At 52.1% G+C, this 24592-nt stretch carries 19 protein-coding genes; 4 read left to right on the top strand and 15 right to left on the bottom strand.

All coding sequences use genetic code 11. From position 1 onward, the window contains the following. The first annotated feature begins 152 nt into the window (after positions 1–152). Positions 153–1001 carry an AraC family transcriptional regulator gene (locus B5E82_RS13875; RefSeq protein WP_087308154.1) on the top strand — a complete coding sequence of 283 codons (849 nt, stop codon included), beginning with the start codon at positions 153–155 and terminating at the stop codon, positions 999–1001. Positions 1002–1149: 148 nt separating this feature from the next. On the opposite strand, the gene B5E82_RS13870 is transcribed toward B5E82_RS13875, so the two are convergent. From B5E82_RS13870 to B5E82_RS13840, 7 genes are all read right to left on the bottom strand, one after another. After that, the gene (locus tag B5E82_RS13870; RefSeq protein WP_242963551.1) at positions 1150–2250 is read right to left on the bottom strand and encodes a substrate-binding domain-containing protein; all 1101 of its coding nucleotides are present in this window, start codon (positions 2248–2250) and stop codon (positions 1150–1152) included. A gap of 105 nt (positions 2251–2355) precedes the next feature. Then, complete coding sequence (locus B5E82_RS13865) at positions 2356–3360, bottom strand: ABC transporter permease (RefSeq protein WP_087308153.1); 1005 nt, start codon at positions 3358–3360, stop codon at positions 2356–2358. A 7-nt stretch (positions 3361–3367) separates the two neighbouring features. After that, on the bottom strand, positions 3368–4870 hold the full coding sequence (locus B5E82_RS13860) for a sugar ABC transporter ATP-binding protein (protein ID WP_087308152.1): 1503 nt from the start codon (positions 4868–4870) through the stop codon (positions 3368–3370). Beyond that, positions 4848–5033 carry a hypothetical protein gene (locus tag B5E82_RS17965; RefSeq protein ID WP_140393151.1) on the bottom strand — a complete coding sequence of 62 codons (186 nt, stop codon included), beginning with the start codon at positions 5031–5033 and terminating at the stop codon, positions 4848–4850. The genes B5E82_RS13860 and B5E82_RS17965 overlap by 23 nt, the downstream gene beginning before the upstream one ends. A 92-nt stretch (positions 5034–5125) precedes the next feature. Next, positions 5126–6190 (bottom strand): uroporphyrinogen decarboxylase family protein, encoded by a 1065-nt coding sequence (locus B5E82_RS13850; protein ID WP_087308150.1) that lies wholly within the window; start codon positions 6188–6190, stop codon positions 5126–5128. Between the two features lies 1 nt (position 6191). Then, a complete protein-coding gene (locus B5E82_RS13845) occupies positions 6192–7073 on the bottom strand; it encodes an AraC family transcriptional regulator (RefSeq protein ID WP_162610787.1) in 882 nt (293 codons plus the stop codon). Positions 7074–7328: 255 nt separating this feature from the next. After that, a complete protein-coding gene (locus B5E82_RS13840; protein ID WP_087308148.1) occupies positions 7329–8897 on the bottom strand; it encodes an NAD(P)/FAD-dependent oxidoreductase in 1569 nt (522 codons plus the stop codon). A 270-nt stretch (positions 8898–9167) separates the two neighbouring features. Here B5E82_RS13840 and B5E82_RS13835 point away from each other — a divergent pair, with 270 nt between their 5' ends. Both B5E82_RS13835 and B5E82_RS13830 read left to right on the top strand, forming a co-directional pair. Then, positions 9168–10106, top strand: a complete 939-nt coding sequence (locus B5E82_RS13835; RefSeq protein ID WP_087308147.1) for a diacylglycerol/lipid kinase family protein — start codon at positions 9168–9170, stop codon at positions 10104–10106. 137 nt (positions 10107–10243) lie between these two features. Continuing rightward, entirely contained in the window at positions 10244–10912 is a 669-nt protein-coding gene (locus B5E82_RS13830) for a phosphatase PAP2 family protein (RefSeq protein WP_087308146.1), read from the top strand. 119 nt (positions 10913–11031) lie between these two features. On the opposite strand, the gene B5E82_RS13825 is transcribed toward B5E82_RS13830, so the two are convergent. The 4 genes from B5E82_RS13825 to B5E82_RS13810 all read right to left on the bottom strand — a co-directional run bounded on the left by B5E82_RS13825 (position 11032) and on the right by B5E82_RS13810 (position 14585). After that, positions 11032–12057, bottom strand: a complete 1026-nt coding sequence (locus B5E82_RS13825; RefSeq protein ID WP_087308145.1) for a glycosyltransferase family 2 protein — start codon at positions 12055–12057, stop codon at positions 11032–11034. A gap of 147 nt (positions 12058–12204) precedes the next feature. After that, positions 12205–13290 (bottom strand): A/G-specific adenine glycosylase, encoded by a 1086-nt coding sequence (gene mutY / locus B5E82_RS13820; RefSeq protein ID WP_087308144.1) that lies wholly within the window; start codon positions 13288–13290, stop codon positions 12205–12207. Continuing rightward, positions 13291–14016: a DNA/RNA nuclease SfsA gene (gene sfsA / locus B5E82_RS13815; protein WP_330398378.1), complete on the bottom strand. Its 726-nt coding sequence runs from the start codon at positions 14014–14016 to the stop codon at positions 13291–13293. A gap of 89 nt (positions 14017–14105) precedes the next feature. Next, positions 14106–14585 (bottom strand): hypothetical protein, encoded by a 480-nt coding sequence (locus B5E82_RS13810; protein ID WP_087308143.1) that lies wholly within the window; start codon positions 14583–14585, stop codon positions 14106–14108. A gap of 158 nt (positions 14586–14743) precedes the next feature. On the opposite strand from B5E82_RS13810, the gene B5E82_RS13805 reads away from it, so the two are divergent. Next, the gene (locus tag B5E82_RS13805) at positions 14744–15772 is read left to right on the top strand and encodes a PD-(D/E)XK nuclease family transposase (RefSeq protein WP_087308142.1); all 1029 of its coding nucleotides are present in this window, start codon (positions 14744–14746) and stop codon (positions 15770–15772) included. A gap of 439 nt (positions 15773–16211) precedes the next feature. Here the strand turns inward: B5E82_RS13805 and B5E82_RS13800 are convergent, their stop codons facing one another. The 4 genes from B5E82_RS13800 to B5E82_RS13785 all read right to left on the bottom strand — a co-directional run bounded on the left by B5E82_RS13800 (position 16212) and on the right by B5E82_RS13785 (position 24571). Further along, entirely contained in the window at positions 16212–19319 is a 3108-nt protein-coding gene (locus B5E82_RS13800; RefSeq protein ID WP_087308141.1) for an RCC1 domain-containing protein, read from the bottom strand. A gap of 86 nt (positions 19320–19405) precedes the next feature. Next, complete coding sequence (locus B5E82_RS13795) at positions 19406–22048, bottom strand: hypothetical protein (protein WP_087308140.1); 2643 nt, start codon at positions 22046–22048, stop codon at positions 19406–19408. Beyond that, positions 22048–24093: a toll/interleukin-1 receptor domain-containing protein gene (locus B5E82_RS13790; protein WP_087308139.1), complete on the bottom strand. Its 2046-nt coding sequence runs from the start codon at positions 24091–24093 to the stop codon at positions 22048–22050. The genes B5E82_RS13795 and B5E82_RS13790 overlap by 1 nt, the downstream gene beginning before the upstream one ends. 25 nt (positions 24094–24118) lie before the next feature. After that, positions 24119–24571, bottom strand: a complete 453-nt coding sequence (locus B5E82_RS13785) for a hypothetical protein (RefSeq protein ID WP_087308138.1) — start codon at positions 24569–24571, stop codon at positions 24119–24121. Positions 24572–24592: the final 21 nt, after the last annotated feature.

The following is a 24592-nucleotide window of genomic DNA, read 5'->3' as shown; positions in this document are numbered from 1 at the left end:
CTTCCTTTCAAAAATTTATCTTTTTTGTTTTATTATATCTATGAGAATCCCTGTATTCATTAGCTTTTTTTGCTGAGACGTTTAAATAAATTGACAATCTTTCTCTGATTTTCTATAATAAAAAAATCAAATCCGTTTAAGGAGGGCTGTTTATGCGTTCACAGGAAGCAAAGGTGTCTCCGGCCTCAGACTACTACGTATACGCGCCCAGCGCTCTGGCCGCAAGACTTTACCTCTATCCCACTTCAGTGGGGTATTTTTACTATGAAGCCGGCTACTGGATCAGGCGGAACCGTTTTGACAGTTTTCTCATCATGTATATTTCCAAAGGGAACTGCCATATCACGATCCCCGGGAAAAAACTTACTGCCAGAGCCGGACAGTTTGTGCTTCTGGACTGCTACCAGCCCCACAGCTATGGAAGCGCCGGCTCCTGGGACGCTCTGTGGCTGCATTTTGACGGACGGCTGGCACGGGACTATTTTGAGGAAATCACCACCAGCTATGGACAGATTCTGGATACAGAGGACTCTGATGCTCCCATTCAGCAGCTCCAGAAGATTTACGACGTATTCCGCACCTCTTCTACGATTTTGGAGGGCAAACTCTCAGGCTATATCACAAAGCTTCTGAATAACTTTTTGTATTCCTCCGAAGAAAGCAGGAAAAACAGAGTATGCGGAGCTACCATGGCTGACGCCATCTCCTACATCAACGAACATTTCCAAAGCGATCTTTCCCTGGAAAAACTGGCAGCTGAATCCAATATGAGTCTCTTCCATTTCACCCGGGTATTTACAAAGGAGACCGGAATCACTCCCCATCAATACCTGATCAAGACCCGGCTGTCCGCCGCGAAATATCTGCTGAAATCCACGGAGACCTCCATCAAAAACATTGCTTTCAGCACAGGGTTCAACAGTGAGACCAGTTTCTGCACCACCTTTAAAAAATGGGAAAACGTAACTCCTTCACAGTATCGTCAGTCGATTCTGAATTGAGTTCCTCTCCCGGTCACGAAAGCTTCCGAATGACTGCCTGCTTTCTGCGCCGGGTATAAAAACGGAGCTGCCGCTCCGGCAGATGTAACACATCCGCCGGAACAGGCAGCTCCGCATTTTTGCTGTGATCAGGTTTTATTTACAGAATTTATTCTGCGTCCTTACCCATAACCTCTTTGTAGTCATCGGGAGTAACAACAACTGCGTCTACAGCTGTCTCCATCGGAACATCCTCGCCGTTGATGAGACCCAGAAGAACTTCTACAGAACCCTCGCCTACTGCGGAAGCCGGGAAGTAAGCGGATGCCTTCATGCAGGTTCCGTCAGCGCCCTTGTTGTTCCACTCGTCCTTAGCCATGTATGCGCCAAGTCCTACTACGCAGGCATCTTTGTCCAGGCCAGCGCTCTCAAGAGCACGAACCGCGCCGATACATCCCTCTTCATTTGCGCCTGTTACCAGCCAGGTCTTGATTTCCGGATGTCCTGTGATTACTGCTGCTGCAGCGGTATTTCCCTTGTCAGTGGTTCCGTCATAGTCAGCCTTGAAGATTCTTGCGGTATCGAACTCCGGTACCAGCTCGGTGAACTTGTCATACTCGCCCTCAGCACGCGGTACGCAGCTGGATACGGTGTCCATGGTCATGATCAGAAGACCTACTTCCTCGTTCTCAGCCAGGTTATTCTCTTTTACATAGTTGGCAAGCCACTCACCATTTGCCTCACCGATTACGTATGCGTTGATGCCTACCCAGGGAGCCAGCTTCTCGCCTGCTTCATCCTGCAGAGCGTCATCGGCAGCTACAACCGGGATTCCGGCCTCTTCACACTTGGTAACAACAGCCTGAGACATGGTCTGGTCCGGTGTACAGGTAACGATACCGGATGCGTTGTTTGCAATCGCATTGTCAATCGCCTTCAGATACTCTTCCGGATTCATCTTTGCATCTACATATACGAACTCTCCGCCTGCTGCCTCAACAGCCGCCTTTGCGGCATCGCCCTCATCCAGGAACCAGGTCTGGTCGCCTGCTTTGTAGATTCCGTAAACCAGCAAATCTCCGCTGGCTGCTGCGGTATCCTCTGCTGCCGCATCGTCTTCAGCCGCTGCATCGTCTGTAGCTGCTGTGTCTTCTGTTTCTGTAGCTGCTGCGTCATCTGTGGCTGCAGGTGTCTCTCCTGAGCTGCATCCTGCCAGCATACCAGCTGAAAGTGTCAGCGCCAGCATCATTGCTACTACCTTTTTCATCATATTAAGTTTCCTCCTTTTTTCCGCACATTTCGTGCTGTATACAAAGCACCTCTCCCGTGCAATGTTTCATTGTTGGTCTGTTCTGTTCTGTTCCTGTTCTGTACCTTACGCGTTTCTCTTGCTTGCCGCGATAAGCTCCTTCTCACGTCTTTCCTTTCTGATATAGTCAAACGTCAGAGCCGCCAGAAGCAAAGCACCCTTTGCCACGCTCTGCCAGAAGCTGGGCACATTTACCATGATAAGTCCCGTACCAAAAGCCTGAATCAGCAATACGCCGAGTACGGTTCCGAACATGCTTCCCACGCCGCCTGCAAAGGATACGCCTCCCAGGATAACTGCCGTAATGGCGTCAAACTCCAGGTTTACGTTAGCCGAAGGCTGTCCTGCATTCATACGGGCCGCGAACACCACTCCGCCAAGGGCGGTAAGCACGCCGATGATGATAAATGAAATCGTCACAATTCTTCTGGGATTCAGACCTGCCAGTCTTGCAGCCTCAGCGCTTCCGCCTATAGCGTAGATGCTGCGTCCGAATCTTGTTCTCGCCAGAATAAAGCCAAAAACAATAAAGGCGATAATGGTAATCCATACAGAAACCGGAATGCTTAAGAACCGGGCCGTTCCGATTTTGATAAAGCTCTGATTGCTGATGGCTACCGGACGTCCGTCGCAGATCAGCTGCGCGAAACCTCTGACCATGGTCTGGGTTACCAGAGTCGCGATGAAGGCCTCCAGCTTGATGCAGTTAACCATCCAGGCATTGAACAGTCCGCAGAGAACGCCGCAGCACAGGGTAAGTAAAATTGCCACCGGAATCGGCAGTCCCCACTGCAGGAACAGAGCTACCGCCACACCGCAGAACGCACACAGAGATCCGGGGGACAGGTCGTTCTGGCCCGCGATAATCAGGTAGGTATGACCTACCGCCACGATACCGACCAGAGAAGCTGCCACCAGAAGGTTGACGAAGTTCGTCCAGGTCAGGTAGTTGGGATTGATCGCCGTAAACAAAATAAACACTACGATAATTGCGCCGATCAGCACCAGATTGTTTCCGCCTACAGCGGAGGCAAACCGTTTCAGCACATTTTCTTTATTTGTATTTTCCATCTCACTTTCACTCCTTCTCGTCTATCATACCCATACTTAAGAGCTTCGTCTCTGTGGCATCCGCCGCCATGATCTCGCCGGATACCTTCAGTGATTTCATAACGATAATCCGGTCAGAGAGTCCCATGACCTCGGGAAGCTCTGAGGATATGAGAATCACACCCAGTCCCTGCTTCGCGAATTCACAGATCATTTCGTAAAACTCGGACTTTGCGCCCACATCGATTCCCTTTGTGGGCTCGTCCAGAATCAGCACCTTGGGATGAGTCGCCACGCCGCGGGCTACGATACATTTCTGCTGGTTTCCGCCGGACAGCTCCACAATCTTCTTGTCCGGAGAAGGGGTTTTGATACGGAAATTCCTGATACCGTCATCTGCCTCCTTCGCTTCCTTCTTCGCGCTGATGATGCCAAGCTTATTGGAATTCTGCTTCATCAGAGAAATATTGATATTTCCGGCCACGCTCAGGTTTGAGATAATTCCCTGAAGCTTTCTGTCCTCCGGTACCAGCACAATACCGTTCTCCATGGCTTCTTTCGGGGAATGGTTCACAATCTTCTTTCCTTCCAGATAAACCTCTCCGGTCCTCATGGGGTCCGCTCCGATGATTGCACGCATTACTTCCGTTCTTCCCGCTCCGACCAGACCGGAAAAGCCCAGGACTTCTCCCTTGTGCAGCGTAAAGGAAACCGGTTTTACATAATCCGAAGAAACATCCTTTACCTCAAGGAGCACGTCTCCGATCTCTTTATTCTTATCAAGCTTGGCATAGATATCTCCAAGATCGCGGCCTACCATCATCTTGATCATATCCTTCTCAGCCGTCTCTGCTGTCACCACCGTGTCTATGTAGCGTCCATCTTTGAAGATTGCCACCTTGTCTGTGATCCTCCGAATCTCATCCATTCTGTGGGATACATAGATCACAATCTTACCCTGCGCTTTCAGCTTTTCAATCACCGCAAAGAGGCTGTCGATCTCTGCGTCGCTTAAGCTGGCCGTGGGCTCATCAAAACAGATAACCTTCAGATTCTCGCGGCTGTAAGCCTTCATAATCTCTACCATCTGCTGATAGGCAATGCTCAGATCCTTTACTTTTGTGGACGGGGCAATTGGAAGGCCGAAATCATCAATGATTTTCTGCGCCATCTGGTTTGCCTTCGCTGTGTTGATAACCCCAAATTTATTTGACGGCATTCTTCCCAGATAAATATTTTCGGCTACACTCAGTTCCAGCAGAATCTGCCGTTCCTGATAGATGACGCTGATGCCTTCCTCGATGGCCTCCTGTGGTGACCGGAAATGTTTCTGTTCGCCGTTCAGAAGGTACTCGCCTGCGTCCGGCTTGTAGTCTCCGTTCAACACCTTAAGCAGAGTGGATTTTCCCGCTCCGTTTTCCCCGAGAAATGCCAGCACTTCGCCACCATAGGCCTTAAAGCAGATGTCATCCAGTGCCTTCACACCCGGAAAATACTTGGAAATATGTTTAAATTCCAAAACGCTTTCCATGTCCTTCTCCTTTCTGTATATTTATCTTTCTTGCTATAATATATCTAAAATTCCTCAGCTGTTCATTATCTTTTTTTGCTGATTTATTTAAAAAAATTGTTTTTACCCCATCTGAAATCGGCATTTTCAACAAGCGCCTCAGAATAATTTGCAGTTCTTTCATTCTCCGGTCTTTCCCTCAGGAGTGTCTTTTCCGGATGCATTCCTTCGCCTTCTCCGCGGCAGAAGCCGCGTCCGGCGTATAATATAGTCTGCTTACTTTCTGTAGGTCCTGCAGGCATCCACATAAGCCAGGATATTCTCAAGAGGCACCTCCGGCTCCAGCATATGGGTCGGAGCCACGAAAAGTCCTCCCTTTTCTCCGGCAATGTCCAGGTTTCTCCAGACGGCCTCTCTTACCTCCTGAGGAGTGCCCTTGGGCATAACAGTCTGCGTGCCGATGGTTCCATGGAAGGAAATCTGGCTGCCGTACTTTCTGTAGATTTCCTCAAAATCCATACACTCACTCTGAATAGGATTGAGCACATCAATCCCTGCCTCGATCAGGTGCGGAATCATGGGCTCGATAAAACCGCAGGAATGGTAGAAAATCAGGATATCCGGATTTACAGCCTTCACCGCGTCGATGATTTTCTTCAGCCTGGGCTGAATCCAGGTGGTGTACAGTTCTTCGCTCATCATGATGGTATGCTGCATTCCGATGTCGTCTCCCAGGAACAGTACGTCCACACCGGCTTTTGCGTAAGACAGCGCACGGGTCATGGACAGCTCGGTTACCTTATCGAAAAGGAATTCCGCTTTTTCATCCTCCATCATCATGTCGCAGAAAAGCTCTTCCATGCTTCTCATATACCAGGCGCATTCCCAGATGGTCATCTGCATATCGCCCAGGGCAATCAGATCTCTCTCCTTGATTTTTTTCACCTGCTCCGGCTGGTGGGAACCGTCGGCGGAAGCGAAATCCGGAAACGGATAGTTCTCGATCTCTTCCAGCGTATCCATATTTTCCATGGGGTGGCGCATATAGGTCATGTGCATGCTGTTGGGCGATTTCTCATGGCCTACGCCCCAGAGGTCGATGTCCGCGCCCTCTGCCAGCGGCTTCTTCTCATAATATTTTCTGAACTTCTCCACATCCTGGTCCTTCAGGCGCAAATCATCCACTCTCCGCCAGGGCATTCCAAAGTATTCCTCATAATCCTCCGCCCCAAGCTCTTTTCTGCAGACCTCCTGCAGATGGGGACAGAGCACAAATTCCACCGGAACCCTCTCATAGCCCTGCCTGCGCAGCAATGATAAAAAATTCTCTCTGTTCGTCATCTCAATTCTCCTCTTCTTCCTCTTCTATGATGGTACAGCGCTCTTCCGCCCTGGTGCCCTTCCACATATTCCGGTACTCCAGCGGCGTCATGCCTGTATACTGCTGAAACACTCTGCAGAAATACTGGGAGCTGTTAAAGCCTGTACGGGCCGCGATCTCAGTCACCGTTTCGGAGCCGGACCACAGCATTTCCTTTGCCTTTTCAATCCGCAGAGACGCGATATACTGACTGCAGCTTATGCCCGTCTCTTCTTTAAAACATTTGCGGATATACCGGGAACTGACGCCGAATTTTTCCGCCAGTTCTTCCATGCCGATATCATACTCATAATTCTCATTGATGTAACTGAGTACCTTGGCCATCTTGCCGCTCTGCCGCTTCCCGTTCTTTTCAATCCTCATGGACAGTTCCAGAAACAGAAGCAGGAACAGCATCGTCATGGCTACGGACTGCAGTTCCCCGTTTCCTGCGGACCGATAAAGTCTTCCGATTCCCTCAATCACATCCTTAATGCCATCGCTGTCCGGCAGCTTATGGTATCTGGCAGGCCGAAAGACAGCCAAGCTTTCCTTCAGTTCCTCCGGCACGTTCACATAGAATTCCAGCTGCGCAATCTGACAGCCTTCCTCCCGGTCTACCAGGAACCAGTGGGGAACACCTTTGTACAAAATGATACAGTCCCGTTCCTTCAGCGGCACAAATTCCTCTCCCGCTCCCATAATGCAGTGGCCTGCTTTTATGTATACGATTTCTGTCTCCCTGTGATTGTGGCGCTCGAAACGGTAGCTCTTCAGATACCGGAAAACTCCCGCATTTCGTATCTCCAGCTCCAGAGAATGCTCCATCAGCATCCGCGCTATTTTTTCTTCTATCTTATCCATCTGCGACCTCTTTTCGTCTATCATACTCATATATCTTCCAACTTTCTTCTATTTATCGGTATATTTTTCGTTTTTTTGTGTACTTTTCGGAACTATTTTGTGCAACATTTTCATTTCTCCAAATCCCTTTTTAGAAAAAATGATCGGATAGGGAAGGAGTCTTCCCTATCCGCCGCTTGCCGGGCAGACAAAAAACCGGGCACTTCCGATTTCCGGAAGCGCCCGGTTTTTTGTCTGCCCGCTGTTTATCCGAACCTATGACTTCTCTTCTTTCTTCTCTTCGTGATATTCTTTTTCTGTATTTACACTCCAGATATTCTTCTTATCCCTGCGGCCGCTTAAGATATTTCCCACCGCCTCAAAGGAAGTGGCCATGGAATGATCCATATTGTTGTAACGGTGCTGGCCGTTCCTGCCCACGCAGTAAAGATTCTCAAAAGTGTCCAGGTAAGCGATCAGATCGTCTATCTGGGCATAGGTATCAAAGTAGGCCGGGTAAGCCTTTTTCACCTTTTCTCTGTGGGAATCCAGCACATCCCGCTCGCTGGTGATAACACCCATCTTAATCAGCTCGGCGATTCCGAATTTCACCCATTCTTCCTCGCTCATGTTCCAATACTTGTCGCCTTCGGTACAGAAATATTCCAGTCCAATCCAGACGGTATGATCCGGATCTTTTACCAGATAGGGAGACCAGTTATTGAAAATCTGGATGCGCCCCAGCTTCACGCCCACATCCTGCACGTAGATCCAGCAGTCGGGAACGATATTTCCCAGGGTCTTGAGATCTGTCTCATTTTTCAGATTCAGCTTATCAACCAGAAGTCCTACCGTTACAAAATCCCGGTACGGCAGCCCTTCTGCGATAGCGGCTATCTCTTCCGGCACATCATTCATGCCGGCCGCCAGGTCCTTAATGGGCATGGAGGAAATAAACACATCCGCTTCCTCTGTGTACTCCTGTCCGTCCTTTTCATAGGTCAGGCTCTGCACCCGTCCGTCTGCTGTCTGGAGCTTTGTGACCTTACAGCCTTTTCGGATCTCACCGCCCATCTTTTCCACCTCTGCCGCCGCAGTCTCCCAGAGCTGGCCGGGACCATACTTGGGATAATTGAACTCCTCAATCAGAGAAGTCTGGACCTGATGCTTGTCCTGTTTTTTCGGAGACAGCTTCTGCAGATTATCCTTCAGAATGCCCATGATGGACAGCCCCTTGGTCCGCTGCGCGCCCCAATCCGGAGCAATCTCCCGGGGATGACGCCCCCAGAGCTTCTCGGTATAACCCTCAAAAAACATGGAATACAGCTTGCGTCCAAAGGAATTGATATAAAAATTCTCCAGAGAATCCACCGGCTTTTTCACAAACACTGCCTTCAGATAACTGAATCCTGCCGCCATCGTAGTGGCAAATCCCATGTTCCGGATAGTCCGGGCATTCATCTTCACCGGATAGTCGAAAAACTTCTTCTTATAATAAATACGCGACACCCGGTTCCTGGTGAGCATCACCCGGTCTTCCTTCTCCGGATCGGGTCCCCCCTCCTTAAGCGCCACGCTGCGTCCCAGCTTTTTATCGTCATAAGACGGCTGGCCCTGAAGAGGCATGATCTGATCCCACCATTCCGTAACCCGGTCATCTTTGGAAAAGAAACGGTGTCCTCCTATATCCATACGGTTTCCATTATAGCGCACTGTGCGGGAAATGCCGCCAATCTCCTGGCTCTCCTCCAGCACAAGCACCTGGTACTCGTCCGATTTCTTCAACAATTCATATGCCGCCGTCACGCCTGCGGGACCGGCACCGATAATCACTGCTTTCTTCATCTGAAGCTCCTTTTTTTCTTCACGATTTAATATTCTCTGACAAAGTCAGTCTGACCCGTATCTCATACAGTCCGCGGAGTCCTTTCCGCCTTCCTATATTATGCGTACGTTTTGTCTTTATATTGTACACTATCTGTCTGTACTCGTCAAACCCCTGCAAATAATTAATTGAACCTCTCCGCCCGGAATGATATACTTGTCTCATATCCCTTTGCTCAATAAGGACGTATTCGGTCAGAGCTACGGCATCAGAAACAGGAGGAGTAAGACATGTATTATTTTATCGTAAACCCCGGCTCCCGGTCAGGAAACGGAAAGAAAGTATGGAAAACCGTAGAGGAGCTTCTCGATCAGGAGGAGACGGAATACCGGGTGTATTTCACCTCATACCGTTACCATGCCACAAAACTGGCTCAGGAAATCACTTCCCGGAAAGAGCGGCTCACTCTGGTGGCCGTCGGCGGCGATGGAACCGTCAACGAAATCCTGAACGGAATCCGTGACTTTTCTCTGGTGACCTTTGCCTACATTCCCACCGGTTCCAGCAACGACTTTGCGCGGGCTTTAGGCCTGCCATCAGATACCGCTGCCGCTGTCCGGAACATTCTGCACCCTTCCTATTTCCGCCGGATCGATCTGGGGAAGGTGTCTTTAGGCGAACGGGAGCAGCTTTTTGCAGTCAGCTGCGGCTGCGGATACGATGCGGCTATCTGCCACGCCGCTTTTTCCTCCTCGGTAAAAAATCTGCTGAACCGGTTCCGCCTGGGAAAACTGACCTATATTGCCACCGGCGTCAGACAGCTGATCCTCTGCCGGCCCGCTCCCTTAAGCATTACCCTGGACAATGGAAGAACGCTCCGGTACCGCAGGACCTTCTTCGCCGCCGCCATGAACTGCCGTTTTGAAGGAGGCGGGGTCCGTTTTTGTCCCTCGGCTCTCCCGGATGACGGTTTCCTCAATCTCTGCATTGTGGAAGGCCCCTCCAGGCTACTCATCCTGCCGCTGTTTCTTCTTTCACTGGCCGGAATTCACGGGATTCTGCCCGGTGTCCACCTGCTGCGGGTCCGTTCCGCTGAATTTCAGTGCTCCCGCCGTCTTCCTGTCCATACGGACGGAGAGCCTTATTTTCTGAAGGGAAAAATGCAGATCCGCTGTGTGCCCGGAATTCTGTCTATTATTTCCGGACCGGGAAAAAATAGCCGGAATTGATGATCACTTTCTGAACATTTTCTTAAGATAAAAGAAACTTCGTTGAATATGAAGAATTATTGTGCTATACTCCGTTTCATATAATGAGAACATCCGTAACGTTCAACGCATTATATACGAGAAAAGAGGATAAGCATATGAAGGCATTTTTTCAGAAATACAGGCATGCCCTGGTACTGCTTTACGGACTGATCTACATGCCCTGGTTTATGTGGCTGGAAAGCCGGTCAAACCTGCCCTATCATGTAATCCATGTGAAACTGGACGATATGATCCCCTTTGTGGAGTATTTTATAGTCCCCTATCTGCTCTGGTTCGTCTATGTGGCAGCGGTGTTTGTTTATCTGTTTTTCAAAAACCGGCGGGAGTTTTATCAGTACTGCATCTTTTTGTTTACCGGAATGACGCTGTTTCTGATTGTCTCCACCCTGTATCCGAACGGACATCTGCTGCGCCCGAACACATTTGCACGGAATAATATCTTTACCTTTGCCGTGCAGATTCTGTATCAGGCGGATACGGCTACCAATATTTTCCCGAGTCTGCATGTGTACAATTCCATCGCGGCGCACCGTGCTGTGGCCAACAGCGAGACATTGGCCGGGAACCGCCTGATTCGCGGAGGTTCTTTCGTGCTGATGGTTTCCATTATCCTGGCTACCATGTTTTTAAAGCAGCACTCTGTGCTGGATGTGATCTCCGGTATTCTGCTGGGTCTTGTGATGGAACAGCTTGTGTACCGCACAGATTATTCAGCTGTCAGAATCGGATGGGGAAGAAAGCGGAAGCCGGAAGAGGCAGCCTGACATCTATTCCTGTATCCAGGTTATCTATATGGAGATTTCCCCCGCAGTGGATTGCGGCATCTGAATGTTGAAAAGCCCCCGGCTTTCCGTGACAGGTTCACGGCGCCGGAGGCTTTTTCTTAGTTGAATCCTACGAACCGGTTCGCAATCTTATAGGCAGCTTCTGAAATCTTTCTTCCGCTCTTGCCCGGAAGATTCATGGTTCTTCCCAGGATTCCCCACTTAAGCTCATAATAAGTCTTTCTGTCTTTTTTCTTCAGATATTTCCAAAGCTCATATTTCTTCTGCAGATTTTCTTCCGTACCGGAACGAATCGCTATGATGGACGATACCACCATGATGATCTCCAGATAATTCTTCATATAATGGCGCAGCTTCTTATTTGGAATCAGCCGGGGATCGCTGAGCTTGTAGTCATCAATCATCATTTTATTTACTTTGATCTGCTGATCGATGCGGCCTATCATAACCTTCTCATTGACTGACTGATCCTGGCGTCCGATGTAATACCGGTAAAAATTCACATCCAGATAATACAGGTATTTCACATAGGGAAGGGGATGATATACAAAAATATTATCCACATAAAAGGTGTGCTTCGGCAGATCCAGTCCACATTCCCGCAGCAGCTTTGTCCGGTAGATAACGGAATGCATGAGAATATACTGTCCTTTGTGCAGGAACTTCACGTCATCCCAGGTAAATACCCGGTCCTGCGGGAAAGCCGAGCGGTAGCTCATAACCTTTTTACGCTTGGCTCCTTCTTTTTCATAGACAAAATTGCTGATCAGCATATCCACGGAAGGTCTGGCCCCTGCCAGCTGGCTCAGTGTCTTCAGAATCTCCTTATATGCGGAAATAGATACCCAGTCGTCGCTGTCCACGACCTTGAAATAGAGGCCCGTGGCATTCTTAAGCCCTGTATTGACAGCCTCGCCGTGGCCTCCGTTTTCCTGATGAACCGCTTTTACAATCGTGGGATATTTCTGAGCGTATTCGTCGGCTATGGCCCCGGTTCCATCTTTGGACCCGTCGTCCACAATAATTATCTCCACTTCCTCACCGCCCACAAGCAGCGAATGAATACAGTTTCTCATATAAGCCTCGGAATTATAGCATGGAATTGTAACAGATAACAGCTTCATGTTCTCCTCCTCATATCGTTCGTTTCCCGCCACCTAAGTGACTGTCTTTTGTATTTATATTTTACGCCGGCAGGCAGAAAGCAATTCGCCCCTTTATCTGCCAGCGGTAATACCGTACTTTATGCCTTCCTTCTTCTTTCACCTCTGTCAAAAACGTTCCCGGAAATAGCGTGTATAAGCGGAAAAGGCCGCCGGAATCGAAAAAGTCTCTTCCATCTGTCTCTTTTCCACAAAAAAGATTCCATCCTTTTCTCTCCGTCCCGGATGCTCCGCAAACTGTTCCGGCTCCGGTTCTTCTACTTTCACCGCGTATCCGGCCATATGCCATTCAATATGGCTGAAAATATGCTTTGCCGCCGGAAGCTCCTGAATCCGTATGGGAGAAAGCCCCTGCTCCTTTACAAAAGCAAGCACCTCTTCCCGATCCAGACGGCCTTCCAGGTTCGGCAGCTCATAAAGCCCCGCCAGCAGTCCCTTCGCCGGTCTTTTTCGCAGAGCGGCTTTGTTATCTGAAACGAGAACCAGTACCGTTCTGTCTTCAATCTTCCGCTTTGCCGGCGGAGTTTTTTTCGGGAGCTCCAGTTCTACCCCCTCCGCGTGGGCTCCGCAGAGTTTTTCCAGGGGACATTCCCCGCATCTTGGCGCCCCGTTCGGCACACAGACAAGGGCTCCCAGCTCGATCAGCGACTGGTTGAAATCCCCGGCCCTTCCCTTCGGAATAATTTCCTGAACTTCTTGTTCAAACTTCCGGCGGACTGACTGCTTCAGAATATCCTCATAGTTTTTTTCAAGCCTTGAAAGAACCCGGAGCACGTTGCCGTCCACCGCTGGTCTGCTCATGCCGAAAGCAATGGACGCAATGGCTCCCGCCGTATAGCTTCCGATTCCGGGCAGCGACAGAATGGCGTCATAATCGGCAGGCATCTCCCCGCCGTATTCCTCCACAAGAATGCGGGCGGCTTTCTGCATATTCCGCACCCGGTTGTAATATCCAAGCCCCTCCCAGAGCTTCAAAAGCCTGTCCTCCGGCGCCTCCGCCAGCTCCCGAATCGACGGCAGTTCTCCAATAAAGCGCTCGAAATAGGGCTTTACGGCTTCCACCCGGGTCTGCTGCAGCATAATCTCCGAGACCCATACCCGGTACGGAGACGGATGCTCTCTCCAGGGAAGGACCCTGGCATGGCCGTCGTACCAGGCCAGAAGAGGCGTGACTGTTTCCTGTAAATAAACCATTTATAAGTGAACCTCGATTCTCTGATCTATCGTCATTTCATCCGGCTTTACCAGGCAGTCATAAGCCAGAATCCGCACGCCCTTTCCGGCGGCTTCCCGAAGCGTCTCCCCGAAAGCCGGATGAGTCCGGTCGTTGGGTTCAAACGCATGGACGCCCTTCATCTGAATCACAAAAAGGATATAGGCTTCATAACCGTCATCCAGGCAGCGCATCAATTCCCGGATATGCTTTACGCCCCGTTCGGTGGGCGCGTCGGGGAAGCGGGCGGTACCGTCCTCCTCCAAAGTCACTCCTTTGACTTCCATAAAAGCCTTCCGCCCTTCTGTCTCCAGGTAAAAGTCAAAACGGGAATTTTCATACTTATATTCCGGGCGGACCAGAATTTCTTTTGTCCCTAGACCGCCGTTCTTCAGCCACTCTGCCGCGGCTTTGTTGGGCGCCTGGGAATCCATATTCACCCACTGAGCCCCCTTTTTCACGGAAATCAGATCGAGAGCCGTCTTCCGGGCCGGATTGTCCGACCTCTGAACATACAGCTCCGCTCCCGGAATCAGAAGCTCTCTGCACCGTCCGGTATTTTTTACATGGCAGATTTCCTGCTTCCCTGCCTGCTCTACATAAGCCACAAACCGGTTCGGCCGGCTGATGAAAACGGCAGGCTCCATATTTTCATAATGCATGGTTCTGTCAATACCTTTGCTATTGTAATTGATATTCTTTAACATTTGATTGGGCTTTTCTTAACATTTTGTAAAATCGCCCACACAAAAGCGGTATCCAACTCCATCCTGTACTCTCCCGACAGAAGGCGCTGTTATCTGTATTTTCTTAAACCGCCCCTTATGATAACCGTCAGAATAAGCTGATAAAGCAGGACCGCAGTCCCACCGGCTACAATCATCCATGCAGGAGCAGAGACCAGCGCCAGAATAATTATCACTCCCCAGCCAATCACCACGCTCCAGCTCACCACAGGCCACAGCTTTCCAAAGCGTTCCTGGTAAACCTGCTTCACCTGACTGTTCCGTTCCTTTCCCCTGCGGAATCCCTGTTCTGTCACCGATTCATAAGTACCCCTGCAAATCAGATATGCAAAAAGAATCAGCCATGCCAGAGAAACCATGCCACCCTGCAGCAGCTTCATCAAATGAATTGCCATTCCCGCGCCTCCCAGCAGAAGCGCAGCGAGAAATGTTTTCCAGTCATACATCTTCAAACTCCCCACCTCCCGGGCCAATACAGTAAAATCAACACCTCCGGATACCCCTGCTGTTACAGCTTTGCTTTTTATCATTATACCAGACTTCCAGATGCCTCTCAACAGAGAAAAATATCCCTTGCGTTATTTTCCATATTATAGTAATCTGTTTTTGTACTGATCAGTACAGACTTCCCGGCAGTCCGCCGGAGCATTTTCCCCATTTTTTATCACAGAAGGAAAGGATTCTGTCTATGGAACAATTCGATTTTAATGGTTCTGTAAAGGCTGTGACGTGGAACACCCCGCCGCAGACAAAAGAGGAAACGCTGGAACGGCTGCGTCAGTCCCCGGTTCTCTACAACGGATACAGGAAATTAAACGAACGCTGGAAAGAGCTCTTTCTGGATTTCTGCCAGGGAAAGAAATCTCTGCCGCTCACCTATGACCCGTTTTTTAAATACCTCTTTGATCCGGAGATTCATGGGAAACGGCTTTCCCGCTTTGTCTCCAGTCTTCTGGGCTTCGAGGTAAAGATCCTCCAGGCTCTTCCCAGTGAAGACAGGCTGATAGACGGAGAAAGCTATCTGATTATGGATCTGCTGGCCAGACTTACCGATGGTTCTCTGGTCAATATCGAGGTGCAGAAACAGGGATATGCCTTTCCGGCAGAACGTATTTCCTGTTACTCTGCCGATCTTCTCATGCGCCAGTACATGAGAGTGAGAGGAAACGCAGAAAGAAAAAGCTTCTCCTACAAAGACATAAAGAAAGTCTATGTCATTGTTCTGTTTGAAAAAAGCACCTCTTTGTTTCATCAATTTCCGGGAATCTATCTGCACCACGGAAAAACTATTTTCGATTCCGGGCTTAACATGGAACTTCTGCAGGAATATTATCTGATCGCCCTTGACGTTTTTCAAAAAATTCCGTATCCTGAAGGTGAAAAGAGTGAACAAAGAGCATGGCTCTCTTTGCTGACCACGGAAAATCTGGAGGATGCCGAAAGGCTGATTGAAGACTATCCCTGGCTCAAAGAGATTTATCAGGAAATCGCCATGCTGCGCCGGAAACCGGAGGAGGTGCTCGGAATGTGGTCGGAAGCTTTGCGTATGCTGGACGAGAATACCTTGAAGTATTATGTGGAAGAGCTGGAAGAAAAACTGCAGCAGGTAACGAAAGAAAAGGACGAAGAGCTGCGGAAAACTCTGCGGGAGAATCGGGAAAAGGATGCAGAAATCGCAGCGTTAAAGAAGCAGCTTGAGGAACTAAGCAAAAAATAACTCTATATTATAAACACAGAAAATACCCTCAGTTGACAAGGACACACACGCCTCCAGCGGCCTAATTACGGCATTTTCTGCGTCATCGTCAATCGGCGTACGTTTAGTACACCTCATTCCCGCTTCCTTGAAACTACCGTAATTAGGCCTACTGGAGGTCGAAGAGTCAGGCAGCGGCTGTTTCAGTGCCCTGCAAGGCGCTTGAACGACGCGTACTGGACGTACGCGGAGAGAAAAGCAACGCGGCAGGACACTGAAACAGCCCTGTCCTGACCGTATGTGCTCTTGTCAACTGAGGGTATACCTGGCACAGAAACTGCCGGAAAATAGATTCTTTTAATCAGGGGAAGGTGCAGCTCGCATGAGCCGCGCCTTCCCCTGAAATTTATTCCCTGAAAACGGGGTGTCGAGAGCGTCTCACCTCTGTGTCTTTCTCTTACTACCACTTCAGGGCGCTGTACCAGAATTTCAGCAATCCGATGGGGCTTTTGGCCTTCACATAGGTCAGGCCGCCGATTCCGTAGCCTGCAGACTCTACCTTTCCGTTTTCCCGGATTCCAAAAGAAGTCAGGTCGCCTGCGCTGACAGAGACCACATGGGTCCATCCCTCCGTCTCGAGCTGGTTCGAGCCATTGCTTCCGGCAGCCACGACTGTGCCGTCACTTTTTACGCCCAGAACATGGCCCATGGATACTGTGATATCTATCACGTCCGTCCAGCCCTCCACAGCTTCCCGTATCACCAGGTTATTCCCGCCGCAGAGTACGGTGCCGTCTGTCTTCAGCCCCAGAGTGGCCGCCCCGGAGGAGGTGCACACCTCTGTAATCTCAGAGCCGTCCCATTCCTGAGCCTGGGAAAGCTGCTTGTAACCGTCGTTTCCGATTCCATTGAGGCTGCCGTCCTGGGCGCGTACCAGGATGGAGGCTGTAAAGCCATACACTTCTGTTCCATAAATCTGCCCTTCTCCCGGGCCATAATGGTCGCTCACATACCTTTTTATGCTGTCATAATCTGAACCGCCTCCGGCGATCAGCACTCTTCCGTCCGAGCACAGACCGTAGGTCTGCTCCAGATTATTGTCGGAGACAGCCTGTATCTGGATCACGTCTGTCCAGTCTCCCACTGCGTTCTCGCCCCAGGTATCCGCTCCCGCCGATACGACTGTCCCGTCCCTTTTCAGGCCCACGATGTGGTAGCCGCCCACGCTGATGGCCTGAATATCCGTCCAGCTCTCCGCTTCACGGACAGACTCGTCCTGGCCCTCCAGACCGGCGATCAGAACATGGCCATCCGCCGTAAGTCCCGCGCTGTAATAGCGGCCCGCGCCTACATCCACCAGGTTTTCCCAGTCTGAGACCTCGCACTGGCCTGCGTCGTTCATGCCGCTGGCCCGCGCCGTGCCGTCCTCTGTAAGTCCCACCACATGATAATAGCGGGTGTCCACCTTTGTGATATGGCTCCAGCCGGAAGCGTAGAGCCCGTTATTTATGACAGTCACCGCTCCGATAAAGACAGCAAAGAAAGCCAGTGTCCGAAGCAGGTAGCTGAGAGGGGATCTGTCCTTCCAGTGCTTCCCGACCCCGCTGTAATACTGGGAATGCGACACCTCAAGAGTAGGAATCTCTACCCCGGGCAGCCTGTATTTCGCGCAGACTGCCTCCATAGCCGTCTGGTAGGATGCTTTGATACGCTCCGCGATCTCCCACACGGCGCCGGCAGCCTTCTCCTTTGTCTCATAGGCGTCTCTGGCGTTCTTCGCCAGCACCATCATCATGATCCGCTCCACCAGAAAGAGAACTGCGGGAAGCAGAATCAGCACAAGCTGAAACAGCACAATCTTCCTCCGGGAAAGAACATAGAGGACCAGGCTGACGACGATACCAATATAAACACTCCAGTTATCCTTTGGTATCAGGCATCTCGCCCAGGCAATGATGAAGACAAGCGAAATGACAAAAAGCCACTGGGACTTCTTGTAAAAGTCTGTGGTGTATCCGGTGCTGTATCGGAAGTTCCAGAGCACCAGCATATAGGAAGCTGCCATGGCCGCCAGAGAAAGCCCCAGCAGAACCGCCCGCAAGGGCCCGCCATTCAGAAGAGGGGAATGGCTCATAGCCGTATTCTCATAAGCGTACTCGATCTTTTCCTGCTCCGCGAACAGGGGCTCCACCGCTGTGTCCCGCCGCTGATAGGCCCGTCGCAGCGCGTCCAGCTCTCTCTGGCGTTTCGCGCCCTCATGCCAGTCCTCCAGCTCCTGAAAGCGGCTGTCAAAGGCCGGAAGATAGAGCTTCACCCGCTCCTCTGCCTTCTGCACCTCCTCCCTTCCTTCTGCTTCATAGTCCTGAAGCAGCCGTGTAAGGCGCAGAAGCTCCTGCCAGGCCGCCTGATTCATCAGCGCCTTCATGCTCTCCGTATATTTTTCAGCGGAAGCCTTATCCGCAGACTGTACTGCCTGCCGGTAGCTCTGGTCCACCTCGCCGGAGAGCACAGGGACCGTGAGCCCTTTTGTCAGGGCGCAGACCAGTCCCCAGTGGGCCCGGTACTCCTCCGTGTCCGCAGCCGCAGCCTGACGGAAGCAGCCTGCCGCCTTTTCATAATCGCCGGCGTCCAGAGCCGCCTGGCCCTCCCGCAGAAGCTCAAGGTTTTTCCTTACCAGATCGGAGGAACGGTTCTGGCGTCCGAACATCCGGTTGATTTCTGCCGTAATCCGGTCCTGGAAACCGCTTCCCTCACAGGCGACAGACTGCAGGGGCTGAAGCTCCAGAGGCAGATCCTCCGGGCGAATCCCCCGGAACACTGACAGAAGCTTCCTGCCCGCGTCCTGCCTCCTGTATGCCAGGAAACGCCGCCAGACTGCCTGAAAGCGGGCGTCCTCCCGGTCTGTCTTCCGGGTCATAACTACCAGCATGGCCTCCGCCTTTTCGGCTGCTGCCATCTCGTAAAGGTTCAGGTCCCGCCGGTCCACATTTGCCAGCATGGCTGGATGGAAGATCCGGTAGCCGGCTTCCTCCAGAGCCTTTCCGATCTGTACAGACAGAAGAAAATCCTCCGTTCCCGGCGCCGCCGTGCAGTCGATGCTGATATCCGGAGCCGCGAGCGCCCTGGAAATGGCCATCAGCTTCTTATGCTGGGCGTCGATATCTCTGGCCGTTCCTTCATAATAGTGGCGCGCCTCCCGGGGCACATAAGTCATCATTTTTTCGTAAGCCGGGTCCTGTAAAAAGGAGCCGTGCTCTACCCGGTGGAACAGCACTCCGCCATAGTCCAGGGCATTTTCCGAGATTTCCACTCCGTATTTGCTCAGGAGATAGCCCCAGTTGGCCTCTGGCTCTGCCGCGTCCACTTTCAAAATCCGGCTGTAATAATTCTCTGCCATGTCGTAATTGCCGCTGTGGCGGGCGTCGGCCGCCAGAAGGTAGAGATTCTCCTTCTGGGCGAACTGATTGGGCAGAACGAAGATAGCCTGACAGGCCGGACAGGTCCCGATCTTCGTCCCTTCCGCCACAGAAATGCGGCTGCCGCACTGGCTGCATCTGTAAGTGCTCATGGTTCTTCTGTTTTCCTCCTTCACTCCCGCAGCACTGAAACCTGCGGGATATTCTGCTTTCTGTCAGATATCACGCAAAGAGCTGCTCACTCCTCCTCCGCGTAAGGCGCAGGCACATCCACGTCCGGGAAATCCTGCATGGCCTTTCTCATGGCCACATCCCCGGCGGAATTGCCGTAAAGCTGCCCCTTCAGGCTGCCGTAGCCGTCTGTGAACAGATTGACCGTATGGCTGGGAGAGGCGGCAAAGGCCGCGAAGTATCCTGCGCTTCCCGTCACTCCGGTTCCGCCGTCGTCATCTCCGTCTATCCCTGCGCAGACCATATCCCCGTCCAGAGTCAGCACGCCGACCCTTCCGCAGCCGTGGTAGACCACGCCTACGCCTGAATCAGGCAATCCATAAGAGCTGCCGCTCTGGAGCAGGGTTCCGTCCTCCGTCACCGCGAGGATGCTGTCCCCCACAAGAGCCGCGTACGCGATACCGCTCCAGTCTGCCGGGATCTGGGCCGCCGGGTTCGTGCAGACAAGACTTCCGTCCCGCCGTACCGCCACCAGATAATTTCCGTCCAGATCAAACTGGATCACATCCGAGGCCACCAGGCCTGCTCCTGTGGCGTAGAGATCGCCGCTGCCGGTCAGTCCCGCCGCGAAGCTGTCGCTTACCCGAATGCTCACCAGATCGCTCCAGCCGCTCACGGAAAGTCCCGCTGCCTGGCCAAGCAGGTAGGCCGTACCGTCCCGGCGCACAGCTCCCGCCGAAGCTCCGCTGTCAGAGAGGGCTACAGAAACCGCTCCTCCCTCTTCAAAGGTGAAGCCGCCGTCCTGGCCCCAGCTTGTGATATTTCCTTCCATATCGAGGCTTGCGATCTTTCCATCCCGGCTTCCGGCCAGCACACCCCGTCCAAAGACAATCCGCCAGGTTCTCACCATATCCGGGTCCGAAGTCCCGAAAGACACCAGTGTGTTCCAGGCCTCGTAAATCTTTCCTTCTTCCAGATACTGCAGGCCCTCCGCGTGAAGCTCTGAGATCATGGCCGCCGCCTCCTGCACATAGGGCTCTGCTCCGAGGATCTCTGACACCACAGAAGCCCGCTGTGTCATATCATCCAGGTTCTCGATCGCAGCATTGTAAGAGGTCTGCTCCAGGCGGCTCTTGCAGGCCAGGGCCATCTGACTGCTGTCTTTATAGTCTTCCAGCTCCGCATAGAGGCTGTAGGCTTCCTCGTACAGACCGTGGCTGTAGGCCGTCTGCGCCTCCCGGTACTGCTTTGCCATAAGGCCCGCCGGTGATTTAGAATAAATCAGATAGCCGATACCGCAGCCTGCCAGAATCACCACGGCTGCCGCCGCAAAGATACGCAGACGGTTCTTTCTTCTTATTCTGGCTTTTGCTTCCTCCTGCTGCTTGCGCTTTCCAGCCTCCCGGACCTCCTGCTCCTTTTCCTTCCGCCACTTTTCCTGCTCTCTCTCCTGACGCTTCCGCTCTCTCTCCTGCTCCGCGAACACGGAAGCCATCTCGTCCGTCCGGGCAGCCGTCTCCCGGTAGGTCTGCTGCTCACGCTCGCTGGCGAAAGCAAGGGCGCTCCGGTAATCCGCCTCCTGGGCAATGCTTTCTCCCGACTGAATCAGCGCTTCCTCAGACACGCAGCGACGCTTTGCCAAAAGCAGGCCCCAGTAGGCCTGACTCTCCGTGGGGCTCTTTAAAAGGATCGACTGATACTGCTCCGCCGCCTCCTCGAAGTTTCCTCCCTCCAGAGTCTGACGCGCCTTCAGAAGAAGGTTTGCATAAGTAAAACTCTCATGGGTTCCGGCCTGCTCCTTTAAGGCTCCCCGGTAATCAGAAAGAGCTTCCTTTACCGCCTCCTGAAGTCTGGAGGCAAAGCTCTCCCGGCTCATATCCAGACGGCTGTCGATGCCGTCGAAATAGCTGTCCGGAATGTCTTCATACTCGTCCAGATTTTCAAAGACTGTGATCAGGACGGGAATCTGTCCCTTCGCCTCCCGCAGAGCCTTCTCCTTTCTGTGCAGGAAGCGCTCCGCCGCGAAATTCACATCCTCTGTGAAGGCTTCCTTCTCCGAAGCTGCCAGGATCAGGACGCTGGCCGTGGAGGCCGCCCGGTAGACGGCAGGCTCAAAAAAGTCCTCATCCTCTGCCAGATCAAGGGGCGCGCAGAACACAGAGAGTCCTACAGCCTTAAGAAGCTGGCGGATCTGGACAGCACGGTTCAGGGAGCTTAAGCTCTCCTGGGACACGGCCAGCCATACGTCCACCGGAGGATGGGAAGCGGCCCAGGCAGACACACGCTCCTGAAGGGCATGGATTTCCGCCGCCTGCTTCTCGTATGCTTCTCTCTGGGACCCTTCCGAGAGTTCCAGCACCTTTTTCACATCTTCATTTCCCAGAAAATCTGTCTTTTCCGCCTGATGGCAGATCAGCCGGTAATGTCCCTCTCCCAGATCCTCATATTCGATCTCGTAGAGAGCCAGCGCCCGCTTAAAATACGCTTCCGCCTGGGAAGAATCCGCCGCCAGAATCTCGCTGTATGTCTGGAAGGCTCCCTCAAAATCCCGGCGTTTTGCGGCTTCCGCCGCAAAAAGATAGCTGCTTTCCGCCTCCGTATAGCCCTTTGGCACCTCCACCCGCGTTCCGCAGTTTACGCAGACAGCTTCCTTCTGGCCGTCCTCCAGCCGTAAAAGTCCGTTGCAGACCGGACAGTAAATCCGCAGCATTACAGCATCCCCCTCTCACACTGTTCCAGCTTTTCCTGAAACTGCCGCGTTTTTTCCGCCGCAGCTTTCCTGGCCTGTTCCCGCCATTCTTTCATACGGGAATCGAAATCCACATAGTATTTCCGATAGGCTTCCGCAGCCGCCTCTATCTGCTGACACAGATCAGAGACATTCTTTTCCTCAAGCTCCGAAAGATCTCTTTTCTGCCGGGCCGCCCAGTCCATTCCCTCCCGGATTCTCTTCCTCTGGCCGGCAAAGCCGGATACCAGCTTCACCGAGTAAACGGCTGCCGCTAAAGTCACAAGAATCGTAAAGGGAATCCCCAGATGATGATTCATCGGAACAGAGACGATCAGCATCACCAGCCAGTAGACGAAGCCTATCACCACCAGGCGTATCAGGTATGTGACGCAGCCCGAGTCCAGAAGCTCCCGGGCGCTTAAGAATCTCCAGATATAGATCCCGTAGATCACCGGCTGAATCAACAGCATGATCGTGAGAAGAGCGCCCAGGTTTCCGTCCACAGCCGTTGTGATATAGCACAGAGCTATGAGAGGGAGCACATTTCCGGGAATCAAAAAGAGCAGCTTATCCCGTATCACGGCAGGTTTCTGCTTCACACTTTCCTCCAGAAGCTTCTTCTGCCCGGCACACCGCTTTTCCAGCTCTCCAAAGCCAGCGCCCGCCTTCTGCTTTATCAGCGCCCGGACCTTGCCCTCGCACTCCCCTCTCTTATTTTCTGTCTTTTTAAACCAGGCCTGGTTCTCCCGGCAGTTATCCGCGATTTTCCGGAGCTCCTGCTTCTTCTCCTCCGAAGCGCAGGCAAGAGCTTTCTGAAAATACTCGTTTTCATCGATGGGGAAGGCGTAGGCCCCCAGAGCCTCCCTGCCCGGAACCTTCAGGCTGCTCATCATCAGGCCCAGCCAGTTTTCCGGATCTTCCTCTCCGCCCGGCTGGCCAAGAGCCCGAAGGAACAGCTCCTCCGCCTCCGTATATTCCTTATTGACCAGGCGGATCACAGCGAGGGTACGGGTCTTCTCCGCGCTCTCCGCAAGACCGTCCTCCACGCCTTTCCGGGAAGCATCCGGGGACATACCGCCTGTGCGCACCTCCCTTAAGATGTCGGATACATTTTCCGCTTTTCCCCTCTCAAAATGAGCCGCCACCAGATTCAAAAGCTCGCTCTTGGGGTCCGCTGAAGTCATCATTTCCACATAGGAGGGCATCTTTCTTAAAGCTGCCGGAAGCTCCTCGCGCTTCATATGCTGGAACACAGGAATCAGCAGACGCTCTGTGCTTCCTTTTTCTCTCAGATCCTGCTCGATAAGAGCCGCGTAACGGCTCCACTCGTTTTTTACCCAGACTGCTTCGTAATATTCCTGCCTTGAGGCCACCGCGATCAGAACCTTCGCGCTCTGCAGAGCCGCAAAGATACGGGGCTCGTATTCCTCTCCGGCTTTCAGCGTCTCCTCAGCGAAGAACACCTGATAGCCCCGCCTTGTAAGCTCCCGGTAATAATCCGCCGCCATGCGGCTGTCCGCCGTACGCTTCTCCCCTTCCTCAGAACGCTTGTAGCAGATGAACACATCCACCGGAGTCTCCTGGCTGGAAATGGACAGGCTCTTCACCTGGATGCTGTCAATCAGACTGCTCTGATTTATGTAAAAGTACCGGTCCAGAGAGTTCCAGGACAGATCAACTGCCTTCTTTGCATACAGATACTCGCTGAATTTCTGCACGGACAGGCGGTGAAGGGTGGGAAGCTGTTCTCCCGTGGCCGGATCAGTCACATACTCGATTCCGTATTCGCTTAAGGCAAGTCCCCAGCAGACTGCCGCGTCCTGGGGATTCTCAATCAGAAGCTTCTGGAACAGTTCCTTGGCCTCGTCAAAACGGCTTTCCCTTAAGGAGGTTCCCGCTTTTTCATAAAGCCTGTTTATCTTTTCATCTTTCGGCAGCGGATTTTCCGCCATACAGCAGGTGCAGATTCCGATGCTGCTGCCCGGCTGTACGAGAACCTCTCCGCCGCAGTACATACATTTCATACTTATCTTCTCCCTTTTTTCTCAATTACTGCGGGGTATCGGGCCCGCCTTTCCGTCCGGCTCCCGGCCTTTTCCCCTCCCTGTCAAGCTCTGTCATGCGGGCCGCCGCCGTAGCCCCCACAATCGCGTAGATGGCTGCTCCCGCCAGAAGCACCACCTCCAGAAGCACCAGAAGCTTCCAGGCTCCTGCCGGAAGAAAGGCGGATATCAGGTTTAAAACCACAACCAGCGCCGGATACAGCCAGAGCAGATGAAGAGCTTCATAGATATTTTCCGCTGTCTGCAGGCTGTCCGAGGCGGCGATGCCGATCCACAGGCCTCCGCCTGTCAGAAGGAAAGCAAGAACAGCAAAGCCAAAGCCTATCCAGCTTACGTTCTTTTCCAGATCCGCCAGAAGGAAATAGGCCGCCATATACACCAGAAGGAACAGAGCCGCTATCGCCACTGCCCGAATTCCATAGGAAGTTTTTTTATTCATAGTCTGATTCATCCTTTCTTA

Source organism: Lachnoclostridium sp. An138 (assembly GCF_002160765.1).
GTDB classification, from domain to species: Bacteria; Bacillota; Clostridia; order Lachnospirales; family Lachnospiraceae; genus Laedolimicola; species Laedolimicola faecalis.
The sequence above is the reverse complement of the archived record's forward strand: the minus strand, read 5'-3'. Positions and strand labels throughout refer to the sequence as shown.